This is a genomic window from Streptomyces canus, from assembly GCF_041435015.1.
Classification (GTDB): domain Bacteria; phylum Actinomycetota; class Actinomycetes; order Streptomycetales; family Streptomycetaceae; genus Streptomyces; species Streptomyces canus_G.
The window spans coordinates 7,348,177-7,360,770 of the sequence record NZ_CP107989.1; the positions used below are offsets into that span (position 1 = coordinate 7,348,177).

Annotated in this window: 11 protein-coding genes and 1 pseudogene; 6 read left to right on the plus strand and 6 right to left on the minus strand. The window is 69.3% G+C overall.

Going from position 1 to position 12,594, the window contains the following annotated elements; all coding sequences use genetic code 11:
• The 3 genes from OG841_RS33560 to OG841_RS33570 all read left to right on the plus strand — a co-directional run bounded on the left by OG841_RS33560 (window position 1) and on the right by OG841_RS33570 (window position 3,483).
• On the plus strand, window positions 1-1,476 hold the full coding sequence (locus OG841_RS33560) for an ATP-binding protein (RefSeq protein ID WP_371567839.1): 1,476 nt from the start codon (window positions 1-3) through the stop codon (window positions 1,474-1,476).
• A 430-nt stretch (window positions 1,477-1,906) separates the two neighbouring features.
• On the plus strand, window positions 1,907-2,146 hold the full coding sequence (locus OG841_RS33565; protein WP_328783315.1) for a helix-turn-helix domain-containing protein: 240 nt from the start codon (window positions 1,907-1,909) through the stop codon (window positions 2,144-2,146).
• Between the two features lie 71 nt (window positions 2,147-2,217).
• A complete protein-coding gene (locus OG841_RS33570) occupies window positions 2,218-3,483 on the plus strand; it encodes a tyrosine-type recombinase/integrase (protein WP_371567843.1) in 1,266 nt (421 codons plus the stop codon).
• Window positions 3,484-3,633: 150 nt separating this feature from the next.
• Here OG841_RS33570 and glnA read toward each other — a convergent pair whose 3' ends face one another.
• Window positions 3,634-5,043, minus strand: a complete 1,410-nt coding sequence (gene glnA, locus OG841_RS33575) for a type I glutamate--ammonia ligase (protein ID WP_266565829.1) — start codon at window positions 5,041-5,043, stop codon at window positions 3,634-3,636.
• Between the two features lie 200 nt (window positions 5,044-5,243).
• On the opposite strand from glnA, the gene OG841_RS33580 reads away from it, so the two are divergent.
• Window positions 5,244-5,714: an RDD family protein gene (locus tag OG841_RS33580; protein ID WP_371567846.1), complete on the plus strand. Its 471-nt coding sequence runs from the start codon at window positions 5,244-5,246 to the stop codon at window positions 5,712-5,714.
• Between the two features lie 93 nt (window positions 5,715-5,807).
• Window positions 5,808-6,093 (plus strand): annotated as a pseudogene (locus tag OG841_RS48660) (lipase family protein); the annotation flags it as partial.
• A 63-nt stretch (window positions 6,094-6,156) separates the two neighbouring features.
• On the opposite strand, the gene OG841_RS33585 reads toward OG841_RS48660, so the two are convergent.
• The 4 genes from OG841_RS33585 to lipB all read right to left on the minus strand — a co-directional run bounded on the left by OG841_RS33585 (window position 6,157) and on the right by lipB (window position 9,267).
• Window positions 6,157-6,858 carry a DUF4191 domain-containing protein gene (locus tag OG841_RS33585; RefSeq protein WP_266565835.1) on the minus strand — a complete coding sequence of 234 codons (702 nt, stop codon included), beginning with the start codon at window positions 6,856-6,858 and terminating at the stop codon, window positions 6,157-6,159.
• Window positions 6,859-6,923: 65 nt separating this feature from the next.
• Window positions 6,924-7,136 (minus strand): SCO2195 family GlnR-regulated protein, encoded by a 213-nt coding sequence (locus tag OG841_RS33590; protein WP_328637961.1) that lies wholly within the window; start codon window positions 7,134-7,136, stop codon window positions 6,924-6,926.
• Between the two features lie 290 nt (window positions 7,137-7,426).
• Complete coding sequence (gene lipA / locus OG841_RS33595; protein ID WP_266525806.1) at window positions 7,427-8,392, minus strand: lipoyl synthase; 966 nt, start codon at window positions 8,390-8,392, stop codon at window positions 7,427-7,429.
• Between the two features lie 74 nt (window positions 8,393-8,466).
• On the minus strand, window positions 8,467-9,267 hold the full coding sequence (gene lipB, locus OG841_RS33600; protein ID WP_328637960.1) for a lipoyl(octanoyl) transferase LipB: 801 nt from the start codon (window positions 9,265-9,267) through the stop codon (window positions 8,467-8,469).
• Window positions 9,268-9,510: 243 nt separating this feature from the next.
• Between lipB and OG841_RS33605 the strand changes: the two genes are divergently transcribed.
• Window positions 9,511-10,944, plus strand: a complete 1,434-nt coding sequence (locus tag OG841_RS33605) for a regulator (protein WP_328637959.1) — start codon at window positions 9,511-9,513, stop codon at window positions 10,942-10,944.
• A gap of 106 nt (window positions 10,945-11,050) precedes the next feature.
• Here the strand turns inward: OG841_RS33605 and OG841_RS33610 are convergent, their stop codons facing one another.
• On the minus strand, window positions 11,051-12,490 hold the full coding sequence (locus OG841_RS33610) for an NAD(P)/FAD-dependent oxidoreductase (protein WP_365118279.1): 1,440 nt from the start codon (window positions 12,488-12,490) through the stop codon (window positions 11,051-11,053).
• Between the last annotated feature and the right edge of the window lie 104 nt (window positions 12,491-12,594).

Here is a 12,594-nt window from a genome sequence, read left to right on the forward strand (position 1 = left end):
GTGTCCGAGGACGAGAAGACTCCGGCCCGCCAGATCATCACCGACTACGCGCAAGCGCACTTCCGGTACTTCCGCACCATCGACGGCACCGTGTACGCGCAGCGCAACGGCCACCCAGTGGCCCGGCCTATCCGTTCCCAGGGCACCACCGGCAGCCACCGGCAGGAACTCATGGTCGGCCTCTATAAGGACGGGGTCGGCGTGTTCAACGGCACGGCACTCAAGGAGGCGTTGGACTTGATCGAAGCACTCGCGCTGACCGAGGACGTACAGCCCACCCACATCCGCGTCGCACCCGGATTCGACGGCGCGACCTGGCTCGACCTGGGCCGCAACGACGGCAGGTCCGTCCGTATCCACCCCACCGGCTGGGACATCCTCACCCCCGACCCGCAGGAAGTCTGCTGGAGGCGCACCCAGCTCACCGGGGAACTACCCCTGCCCGCCAAGGACACCAACGGCAAGGGCATCGACCTCCTGCTGCGCCTGTGCAACTTCGCCGGCGCCGAGACCGAATGCCTGGCAATCGCCTGGCTGATCGGCTGCCTGGAACCCTCCGTGCCCGTCCCCGCACCGTTCCTCACCGGCCCCCAGGGGGCGGGCAAGTCCACCGGAGGCCGGATGCTCGTCCGGATCATCGAGGGAATGAGCGGCGACCTGCGCCGGGCCCCGAAGGACGAAGAGAACATGATCACGGCCGTGGCTGCCGGATGGGTCACCGCCCTGGACAACCTCTCCCACCTGCCCCCGGACCTGTCCGACCTCATGTGCTGCATCGTCACCGGAGCCGAGAGCATCAAGCGCGCGCTGTTCACCGATGGAGACGTCGTGCGCTCCCGCTACCGGCGCCCCATGCTGCTGACCGGTATCGACGTCGGCGTCATCCGACCCGACCTCGCAGAACGCCTCCTGCCGCTGCGTCTGGTGCGGCCCCGGGTGCGGCGGACCGAGGCAGAGCTGTGGGCGGAGTACGCGGAGATCCTCCCCGTCGTTCTCGGCTCCCTGCTGGACCTGACGGTCAAGGTGCGGGCCGCTCACGCGGACACCCCCACCGACCTGCGGATGGCCGACTTCGCCCACCTGTGCGCACAACTCGACGCGGCCACCGGCTTCGGCTCACTGGCCGCGTACCGGGCCAGCCTCGACGACCTCAACGACGACGTCATCGAAGGAGACCTGCTGGCACAGACGGTCCTGAAGCACGCGGCCGGACTCGACGCCGGCGCCGAAATCCGTATGACGTCCTCGGAGTGGCTGCACTGCCTCACCACCCTCTACAGCGGTGAGGACTGCCGTCCCCTGCCCAAGGGCTGGCCCACCACCGGCAAGGTTCTCTCCGACCGCCTCAAGCGGCTGCAACCGACCCTTGCCGCACGCGGCGTGCTCATCGACTGGGGACGCACCAGCGCCGCCCGCTACATCGAGATGACCCGGGCCGCCGCGCTCGCCCTCAACCAGCAGGAAGCGGCTTTCTGACCGCACCGGCCAACAAGCAAGAGGAGCACCCCGCCCGGCGGCTGGTGCTCCTCTTGTTGTTCCGGCGGCGTGCCGCCGCTGCACAGGCGTGCCGCTGCGCGGCTCCGCATTCGCGTTCTGCGCCGCGCCACACCACCACAGACACCACCCCCTTTTTTTCCTAAGAGAAGAGACCCTGCGTCACCCACGTCACCAGCCACCCCAACCCGGTCGCTGGCCAGCAGTTACGACCGTGACGCAGACGGCCCGACCCAGCGTCACGGCCCGTCATCCGCGTCACAGGTGACAGAACCCCGCCCCGCCCTGTGACACGTCCCGAACTGCCCGCGTCACCGCATAACCGCAGGTCGGAGCCGCAAATGACGGGCGTGACGCGATGACGCAGAAATCCGAACCTCGGACAGAAGCGCCATGTCCCCCTGGAGTCCCGATGGAAAAGCCGACGGCCCCTGGGCCCCTCGCCTCTCTCCGAGGCGGCCTCCCGGACCGGTACCTCACCCCTGACGACATCGCCGAGATGTTCGGCGTGCCACTCGAAACCGTCTACCAGTGGCGCAGGAAGCGCACTGGACCGCCCGGCTTCCGGATCGGCAAGCACCTTCGCTACGACCCGGCCGACGTGCGCACCTACGTCAGCCAGCGCAAGAGCGCATGCCAGGGCGCCGCATAGCCAACCACCCCACAGCAGGGAGAGCCGCGCTGGCGGCTCTCCCTGCTGCATGTCGAAAGGACCGCCGCCGTATGGCTGGCCACATCCAAGACCGTTGGTACAAGACCGAGACGGCACCCAATGGCAAGACGATCAGGGAAAGGACAGACCGATACGGGACGGGCTTGCGCTACCGCGCCCGCTACGTCGCGCCGGATGGGACCGAACGCAGCAAGTCTTTCCCGGACAAGCAGAAGCGACTTGCGGAAGCATGGCTGAGCCAGATTGCGGCTGACATGACCCGTGGTCAGTACGTTGACCCATCTTCCGGCAAGGTCACGTTCAAGGAGTTCGCCACTCAGTGGCTGGCATCCCAGACCACGGACCCTTCGACCATCGTGAACATGGAGCTGAGGTTCCGGCTGCACGCCTTCCCCTACATCGGCTCACGCTCTCTGAGCGCATTCCAACCTGCCCATATCCGCACGTGGGCTCGGGCCCTCGCGGATTCCGGGATGGCAGCGTCGTATCAGCGGACGGTCTTCGCGAATGTCTCCGCTGTGTTCGGTGCAGCCGTGGACGACGGCATTCTGGCCCGGAACCCCTGCCGCGCAGGTTCTGTGCGGGCCCCCAAGCTGGATCGGCGGAAGCTCAAGCCGTGGACGCGGGATCGGGTGGTTGCTGTCCGGGGCGGACTTCCGAGTCAGTACGCGCCGGTTGTCGACCTCGGTGCCGGATGCGGCTTGCGGCAAGGCGAGATCTTCGGGCTCGCGGTCGACGAAGTCGACTTCGTCGGGGGAGCGGTGCACGTCATGCGGCAGGTCAAGCTGATCGGTCCACAGATGGTGTTCGCCCCGCCCAAGGGCGGCAAGTTGCGAGACGTGCCGCTGCCCGACGTGGTGTCGGATGCGCTTGCCGCCCACATCACCTGCCGGCCCCCTATCGACGTCACTCTGCCGTGGAAGACCCCGGACGGCCCGCCGGTCACAGCGAAATTGTTGTTCTACTCCCGGGAGCGTAAGGCGCTGAACAGGAACTACTTCAACATGTACCTGTGGAAGCCCGCCCTGATTGCTGCCGGCGTCATCCCGGAACGGGTGCCGGGGGAGCGATTCAAACCGTCGCGTGAGCACGGCATGCACGCCTTGCGGCACTACTACGCGTCGGTCCTGCTGGACTCGGGAGAGAACATCAAGGCCTTGGCCGAGTACCTCGGTCACTCCGACCCGGGATTCACGCTCCGGACGTACACGCACCTGATGCCGAACAGTCAGGACCGTGCCCGTAGGGCCATCAACGCCGCGTTCGACGTACCGGATGCGGACACCGGTCGGCGGCGAGCCGATGCGCTGACCTGAGCGGCCGGCGGGGGCCGTAGCTGTCGACAGCCGCTCGCGGTGGGGGCCCGAAACAGGCCGTCGGCCGTGCCCTTCCACTGGAGGAAGAACACGGCCGACGGCCCACACACGGCCCAGGGGAGCGGAAAACCGCTCTGACCTGGGGCGATATCACACGTCGAAGTACAGCTCGAACTCGTGCGGGTGCGGACGCAGCTGGAGCGGGGCGATCTCGTTCGTCCGCTTGAAGTCGATCCACGTCTCGATCAGGTCCGGCGTGAAGACGTCGCCCTGGAGGAGGAACTCGTGGTCGGCCTCGAGGCGGTCGAGGACGGCCGGGAGGGAGGTCGGGACCTGGGCGACGTTCGCGTGCTCCTCGGGAGCCAGCTCGTAGAGGTCCTTGTCGATCGGCTCGGCCGGCTCGATCTTGTTCTTGATGCCGTCCAGGCCCGCGAGGAGCAGGGCCGAGAAGGCGAGGTACGGGTTGCCGGAGGAGTCGGGCGCGCGGAACTCGACGCGCTTGGCCTTCGGGTTGGAGCCCGTGATCGGGATACGCATGGCCGCGGAGCGGTTGCGCTGCGAGTACACCAGGTTGATCGGCGCCTCGAAGCCCGGCACCAGACGGTGGTAGGAGTTCACCGTCGGGTTGGTGAAGGCCAGCAGCGACGGGGCGTGCTTGAGGATGCCGCCGATGTAGTAGCGGGCGGTGTCCGACAGGCCCGCGTAACCGGCCTCGTCGTAGAAGAGCGGCTGGCCGCCCGTCCACAGCGACTGGTGGACGTGCATGCCCGAGCCGTTGTCACCGAAGATCGGCTTCGGCATGAAGGTCGCGGTCTTGCCGTTGCGCCAGGCGACGTTCTTCACGATGTACTTGAAGAGCTGGAGGTCGTCGGCCGCGGCGAGCAGCGTGTTGAACTTGTAGTTGATCTCGGCCTGGCCGGCGGTGCCCACCTCGTGGTGCTGGCGCTCCACCTGGAGGCCGGACTTGGCCAGCTCGAGGGAGATCTCGGCACGCAGGTCGGCGAAGTGGTCGACCGGCGGGACCGGGAAGTAGCCGCCCTTGTAGCGGACCTTGTAACCGCGGTTGTCCTCCACCGCACCGGTGTTCCAGGCGCCCGCCTCGGAGTCGATGTGGTAGAAGGACTCGTTCGACGAGGTGGCGAAGCGCACGCTGTCGAACACGTAGAACTCGGCCTCGGGGCCGAAGTACGCGGTGTCGGCGATACCGGTGGAGGCGAGGTAGGCCTCGGCCTTCTTCGCCACGTTCCGCGGGTCACGGCTGTACTGCTCGCCGGTGATCGGGTCGTGGATGAAGAAGTTGATGTTCAGCGTCTTGTCGCGGCGGAAGGAGTCGACCCGGGCGGTCGACAGGTCCGCGCGCAGCGCCATGTCGGACTCGTGGATGGCCTGGAAGCCACGGATCGACGAGCCGTCGAACGCGAGCTCCTCGTCCGGGTCGAACGCCTCGACGGGCAGCGTGAAGTGCTGCATGACGCCCGGCAGGTCGCAGAAGCGGACGTCGACGAACTTGACGTCCTCGTCCGCGATGAACTTCTTGGCCTCGTCGGCGTTCTGGAACATCCAGCTCCTCCTACTCCCGACCGTTCCTGGACCGGGGTGGTAGTTCGTTCGTGCGGCCAGTGCGGTGGCACACGCTGTCCACGACCCTAGGGACGGGTGGTTTCTCGGGCGTGACCCATTTGTTTCGCACAAGTTAACCGGACATCGTGGGTCCCGCCCCACCTGTCCGTATCCCGAAACGCTGGCAGTACCGTGGACGCGTGGACAAGAGGGATGCAATCGGATCGTGGCTCTCGGGCCCCCGCGCGGCCGCCGAGGACGCCGGTGTCGACTTCGGATACCGCGGACAACAGCTCGGCCTGCCGGAGGAGGGGCCGGGCTCGATCGCCCGCCCCGGACGGCGGCTGGGCGCACTCGCCGTGGACTGGGCGATGAGTGTCCTGATTGCATCCCAGTTGATCACTCAGAGCTACGGCGGCCCCTCGACCTCGAACTGGGCGCTGCTGGTCTTCTTCGTGATGGGCCTTCTCACCGTCGGCACCATCGGCTTCACCCCGGGCAAGCGACTCTTCGGCCTGCGGGTGATCGCCCTCGACACCGGTCGCGTGAACCCGGCGCGCGCCCTCCTGCGCACGTTCCTGCTCTGCCTCGCCGTCCCGGCCCTGATCTGGGACCGCGACGGCAGGGGCCTGCACGACCGGTTGGCGAAGACCGTGGAAGTACGTATCTGAAGACCTTGGACGTACGTATGCGACGAGGTCCCTCTCTGAAGAGAGGCCTCGTCTTTGTCGCGTCCTGACGCTGCCCTTGTCTGGCCGGCACCGTCACCGCGCCGCAGCTGGGGTCAGGTGCTGGACGCCCAGAAGCTCGACGTGAACCTCGGGACCTACGGCATCACTTTCCCCGTCCTGCAGTACCGCGGGCCCTCGACGAGGTCATCCCCACCGCCACCGAGGACGCCGTCCGCACCGCCTACTGCGCCGCGGGCGTGCGGACCGGCTGGAAGATCTACGCCGGCGACCATCCCTCGCCGACAACCAGGCCGTCGGCGACGTCGTCTCCTGGCTCGGCGACCGGTTCGCGGGCAGGCCCGTCCGGAGCGACTGCTGATCCACTACGAGGAGGGGGGCGCCCGGTGTCACACCGGGCGCCCCCCTCCTCGTACGAGAGGATTCAGCGGGCCTTGGGCCCGCCCTTCGGGAGCTTCATGCCCTTGGGCATGGGGCCCTTCGGCAACGGCATGTTGCTCATCAGGTCGCCCATCGCCCGCAAGCGGTCGGTCGTGGCCGTCACCTGGGGGCCGGTCAGCACGCGCGGCAGCTTGAGCATGGTGGTCCGCACCTTCTTGAGGGGGACCTGGCCCTCGCCCGTGCCGACGAGGATGTCGTGCACCGGCACATCCGCGACGATACGGTTCATCTTCTTCTTCTCGGCGGCCAGCAGGCCCTTGACCCGGTTCGGGTTGCCCTCGGCGACCAGGACGATGCCGGCCTTGCCGACAGCCCGGTGCACCACGTCCTGACTGCGGTTCATCGCCACCGCGGGGGTCGTCGTCCAGCCCCGGCCGATGTTGTCCAGCACGGCCGCCGCGGCGCCCGGCTGACCCTCCATCTGCCCGAACGCGGCCCGCTCGGCCCGGCGTCCGAAGATGATCGCCGTCCCGAGGAAGGCGAGCAGGAAGCCCAGGATGCCGAGGTAGACCGGATGACCGATCAGGAAACCGATCGCGAGAAAGACACCGAGGATGAGGATGAAGACACCCGCGAGTACCAGGCCGATCTTCTTGTCGGCCTTGCGGGTCATCTTGTACGTCAGGGCGATCTGCTTCAGTCGCCCGGGGTTCGCGGCATCCGCCGCACTGTCACTTCTCGCCATGCCCCGAAGTCTACGTGGCCCCGCAGGCGCCTACGACGGCAGTGTCCACCGTCGAAGGGAAGGATTCAGGAGCGGGCGGTGACCGTCCCGGTGAGCGTCTGCTCCAGGACACGCTGCGCCTCGACCCTGTCCTTGGCGCGGCGGCGGTCCTCCAGGACGGACGTCCAGGCGTTACGGCGGGCGGTCCGCTGACCGCTGCTCATGAGCACGGACTCGACGGCACGGAGTGCATCGGTGAACGACGGGATGGCGGTGGCGCGAACCGGCGCGGCCTGCATGATGGGGGTCCCCCTCGGGAGTGGGCGCTCTGGTGAGTGGTGCACGGGCTGTACAGCCAGGGTCACTGAATGGTGTTACCAGGGCGTGACCGACCGGTCAAACACCCATGAAGCCTGGATGTGCCGCCCGAAAACACGGACGCGGCCCCGATGACCCCCCTATCTGCGGGGATGTCCGGGACCGCGTCAATCGGCCACTACCGAGGGGTAGTTGCTTGTGCTCGGATTCACACGTTTGGGGTGGCACTCCGTGCCATCCAGAGATGCTCAGGGCAGAGCTCAGGCAGTGCTCAGACGGCCTGCGAAGCGACGTAGGAACCGCGCTTCTCGACCGCCATCTGGTAGAGCCGGCCCGCCCGGTAGGAGGACCGGACGAGGGGTCCGGACATCACACCGGAGAAGCCGATCTGCTCGGCCTCGTCCTTCAGCTCCACGAACTCCTGCGGCTTGACCCAGCGTTCCACGGGGTGGTGGCGCACGGACGGGCGCAGGTACTGGGTGATGGTGACGAGCTCGCAGCCGGCGTCGTGCAGCTGCTGGAGCGCCTCGCTGACCTCCTCGCGGGTCTCGCCCATGCCGAGGATCAGGTTGGACTTGGTCACCAGGCCGAAGTCGCGGGCCTCGGTGATGACCTTCAGGGAGCGCTCGTAGCGGAAGCCGGGGCGGATGCGCTTGAAGATCCGGGGGACCGTCTCGACATTGTGCGCGAAGACCTCGGGGCGGGACTCGAAGACCTGCTGGAGCAGCTCCGGCACGGCGTTGAAGTCCGGGGCCAGCAGCTCGACCTTGGTGCGGCCGGCCTCACGGCCCGCGGTCTGCTCGTGGATCTGCCGGACCGTCTCCGCGTACAGCCACGCGCCGCCGTCCTCCAGGTCGTCACGGGCGACGCCGGTGATGGTGGCGTAGTTCAGGTCCATGGTGACCACGGACTCGCCGACGCGGCGCGGCTCGTCACGGTCCAGCGCCTCGGGCTTGCCGGTGTCGATCTGGCAGAAGTCGCAACGCCGGGTGCACTGGTCGCCGCCGATGAGGAAGGTCGCCTCGCGGTCCTCCCAGCACTCGTAGATGTTGGGACAGCCGGCTTCTTGGCAGACCGTGTGCAGGCCCTCGCTCTTCACGAGTTTCTGCATCGCGGTGTACTCGGGACCCATTTTCGCCCGGGTCTTGATCCACTCGGGCTTGCGCTCGATGGGGGTCTGAGCGTTGCGGACCTCCAGGCGCAGCATCTTGCGTCCGTCGGGGGCGACTGCGGACACGACCGGCTCCCTAGCGTTTGATTCTTCGGCGTGCTCAAGGGTACGCCCGTGGATTTGAAAGCCCGAGGCGGTGTTCAGGCTGCCGGTGTCTTCTCGATCACTCTCGGCTTCAGTTCCGCGTTCTCGAGTACGTCCTTCAGATGCCGCTCGACGACCGGCAGGACCTCGTCGATGGTCACGTCCCGGCCGAGCTCGCCCGCGAGGGAGGCGACCCCCGCGTCACGGATGCCGCAGGGGATGATCCGGTCGAACCACTTGTTGTCCGGGTTCACGTTGAACGAGAAGCCGTGCATGGTGACGCCCTTGGCGACGCGGATGCCGATCGCCGCGATCTTGCGGTCCTCGCGCCGCTGGCCCGCGTTGGACGGGGCGTACTCCGGGCCGTTCATGCGCGGGTCGAACTCCTCGTCCGTGAGCCGGGGGTCGAAGTCCAGGGAGAGGCCCCCGATCTTCGGACGCCGCTCGACCGGATCGCCGAGCACCCATACGCCGCTGCGGCCCTCGACCCGGGTCGTCTCGAGCCCGTACTCCGCGCACGTGCGGATCAGGGCCTCCTCCAGGCGCCGTACATGCGCCACCACGTCCACCGGACGCGGGAGCTTCTGGATCGGGTAGCCCACCAGCTGGCCCGGACCGTGCCAGGTGATCTTGCCGCCGCGATCGACGTCGATCACCGGGGTGCCGTCGAGCGGCCGCTCGTTGTCCGCGGTGCGCCGGCCCGCCGTATACACAGGGGGGTGTTCGAGCAGCAGGACGGTGTCGGGGATCTCGTCCTCGAACCGCGCCGCGTGCACCCGGCGCTGCTCGTCCCACGCCTCCTGGTACTCGACCGCGTCCGTACCGAAGCCCATACGGACGAACCGCAACCCACTCACGGCAAGCGCCTCCCTAGAAGGTCGTAAGGCACGAAGGGTGCCCACGCCACTGTACGTCCGGCCCGCGGGCGTCAGCTCCGGGGTCAATCCTCACACGATCGGATGAACGAACGTCGAAGTGTGCGATCGTCTGCTCACTCTCCGCTACATTCGCCGTTCGCACAGGCCATAAGGGCTGCTCACAGGCAATCCGGGCACCACGTGACCACGTGACAGCCCGAAAGGCAGGAGACCGCACCGCAGATGACGGAACGACCCGCGCAGCGCACTCCCAACCGACAGCTCGCCGCGCTCATCGCAGAAGCGGGGTTCTCCAACGCGGGTCTCGCCCGACGCGTGGACCAGCTCGGTCTCGAACACGGGCTGGACCTCAGATACGACAAGACGTCCGTGACCCGGTGGCTGCGCGGGCAACAGCCCCGGGGCACCACGCCCGCCCTCATCGCCGAGGTCTTCACCCGGCGCCTCGGCCGCCGGCTCTCCGCGCAGGACCTGGGCCTCGACGCCTGCGCGCCCGTCTACGCCGGCCTGGAGTTCGCCGCGGGTCCCGAGGAGGCCGTCGACATCGTCAGCGGGCTGTGGCGCAAGGACTCCGGCAGCCACGCCGAACTGCGCAAGATCGCCTTCACCCCCGCCGGACTGGTCGTGCCGAGCCGTGACTGGCTGATCGGCCGCCCCGACGACAGGGTCGCCCGCGGCGAGCCGGTCCGGATCCCTCCCCAGGGACGCCCGGTGGTGCCGCGGCAGCGCGGCCAGGCCGAGCGCGCGCCCGGGCAGAAGGTCACCGGGGGCGACATCGCCGCGCTCGGTTCGGTCGGCGACCTCTTCCGCACCCTCGACGACCAGTACGGCGGCGGCCACGCCCGGCAGGCCCTGGTGCGCTATCTGGAGCACGAGTGCGAGCCGATGCTGCGCGGCACCTACGGCGAGACGACCGGCCGCAGGCTGTTCGCCGCGGCGGCGGACCTGACCCGGCTCGCGGGCTGGACGTCGTACGACATCGCGGCGCACGGCCTCGCACAGCGCTACTTCGTGCAGGCGCTGCGGCTCGCGCAGGCCGCCGGGGACCGGGCGTACGGGGCGTATGTGCTGGTCACGATGAGCCGTCAGGCCGTGTATCTGGGGCACGGGCGGGAGGCGATCCAGCTCGCGCGAGTGGCCCAGCAGGGCGTCGGTACGACGGCCCCGCCGGTCGTGCAGGCACTGCTGCACGCGGCCGAGGCGCGGGGGCACGGCGTACTGGGGGAGGTGCGGGCGTGCACGGCGTCACTGGTCCGCGCGGAACGGGCCCTGGAGGCGGCCCGACCCGGTGACGACGTCCCGCACTGGGCACGGTTCTTCGACGAGGCGCAGCTGGCGGACGAGTTCGGGCACTGTCACCGGGATCTGCAGCAGTTCCGGGCGGCGGCGCAGCACGCCGAGCGCTCGCTTCAGTTGCGGGCGCCCGCGTATGCGCGGAGCCGGTTGTTCTGCCGGGTGGTCCTTGCCTCCGCGCGCCTGGGTCTGGGGGAACTGGACCAGGCCTGTGCGCTGGCGGCGGAGGCGGCGGGGCAGGCCGCGGAGATGAGGTCGGTGCGGGCGGTGGAGTATGTGCGGGACTTCGAGCGGCGGTTGGAGCCGTACAAGGATGCGGCGCCGGTGCGGAGTTATCGGGACAAGGTTGCTGCGCTGGGGTAGGGGCCGCTTCGCCGTGACTCCGACGGCCCGGTGACGGGTGCGGCGCCGTCGTGGCTTGTCGCGCAGTTCCCCGCGCCCCTCGGGGGGCGCGGGTGTCACGTCGGTCTCAAGCGGCCCGCGTCGTTGGCAACGGATCAGCCCTATGCATTGAGCCTGCCACTCCCAGGTCCTTCAGGATTGCTGTGGTTGCCCGGTGGGCCGAGTGCAGGGCGCCCTGGATCGTGCTGGTGTCCCGGTGGTCGCCGCACACGTACAGGCCGGCCAGCAGGCGTACCGGGCGGCGCAGATCGTGCGGGGCGGGCATGGCCGGGACCGCCTCCCGGGTGTGGTGGACCGCGAGGGTCTCCCAGCGGTGCGTCGGCGTGCCGTACAGGCGGCCCAGGTGGGTGCGTACGGCCGTCTCCAGGTCCGGAGGCGGGGTGCCCAGGACCGTCGAGGAGATCAGGGCCCGGCCCGAAGGGGCCCGACTCGGGTCGACCTCGCTGATCACCGCCGTGTGGGCCACGGGGCCGCCCCGGTCGGCGTCGAGCAGCAGCGCGGAACCCGTGCGGGGCGGTTCGTCCGTCGTGTGGTGGAGGACCGTCACCGGGTGGAAGTCCGGCACCCGCAACCCCGGCAGCAGCTCGGCGGCGGCCCGTGCGTCCGTCGCCAGCAGCACCGCCCGGCACCGGATCTCGCCGTGCTCGGCCGTGGTCACCGACGTCGTCGAGACGGACGTGACCCGCACCCCCGTGTGCACGGTTGCCGTCGGCAGCGTCTGGGCGAGCAGCTCCGGAAGCGCCTCCGCGCCGCCCTCGGGCACGCACAGCCGCCCACCCGCGAAGGCCCGCAGCGCGAGATCGGCGCATCGGCTGGACGTCGTCAGCGCGGGGTCGCACAGCAGTGCGGCGAGCAGGGGACGCAGGAAGCCGTCGATCGTACGCGCGGGCAGCCCCCGGGCCGCGAGCGACTGCACGGCGGGCAACTCGGGACGGGCGAGGAGGCGTTCGACGGGCACGGTGGCGAACCGGGTGAGCGCGGCACCGAGCCGGGCCTGGTCGACGGCACCGCCGAGCGGCGCGCCCGCGCGGGCGGCCCTGGACGCGGTCCCCTGACCGGCACCGGGCAGCACCCGGAACGTGGCCCTCCGTGATGCGGCCCTCCGGGGTGCGGCCACCAACCTCGGCCCCGGCATCCCCCGAGGGGCGCTCGCCAGGGCGCGCACCGCATGCAGTGCGCCCCTTGCGCTCCGGGCGCCCGCCGGAGCGTCCACGCGGTGATGGCGTCCGTCGCCATGCAGCAGGACGCCCGGGGCGAAGGGCCGCAGCACGAGCCCGTCGAGCCCGGGCGCGAGCCGTAGTTCGGGATACGCCGTGGACAGCAGCTGTCCGATCCGGTCGAGCCGGAAGCCGTCGACCTTCTCGGTCGACATCCGGCCGCCCACACACGGGGCGGCCTCCAACACCGCGACGGTCACTCCTTGGCTGGTCAGCCGATGCGCCGCGGAGAGACCGGCGACCCCGGCTCCCACGATCACGACGTCCGCCTGGTACGCGGGCTCAAGCACGTGCCCCTCCTCGAGGTTGCGCGGCCGGTGGAGACGTCATGCCCCCAACAGGCTCCGGGGATACCCGAGTTCGGGTCGAGGGTAGGGCGGTGACCGGTCAGGAA

Bases quoted from the DNA above. Each gene is read 5' to 3' on its own strand.
- OG841_RS33565 (WP_328783315.1), top strand. From the start codon at position 1,907: ATGGAAAAGCCGACGGCCCCTGGGCCCCTCGCCTCTCTCCGAGGCGGC.
- OG841_RS33570 (WP_371567843.1), top strand. From the start codon at position 2,218: ATGGCTGGCCACATCCAAGACCGTTGGTACAAGACCGAGACGGCACCC.
- glnA (WP_266565829.1), bottom strand. From the start codon at position 5,043: ATGTTCCAGAACGCCGACGAGGCCAAGAAGTTCATCGCGGACGAGGAC.
- OG841_RS33585 (WP_266565835.1), bottom strand. From the start codon at position 6,858: ATGGCGAGAAGTGACAGTGCGGCGGATGCCGCGAACCCCGGGCGACTG.
- OG841_RS33590 (WP_328637961.1), bottom strand. From the start codon at position 7,136: ATGCAGGCCGCGCCGGTTCGCGCCACCGCCATCCCGTCGTTCACCGAT.
- OG841_RS33605 (WP_328637959.1), top strand. From the start codon at position 9,511: ATGACGGAACGACCCGCGCAGCGCACTCCCAACCGACAGCTCGCCGCG.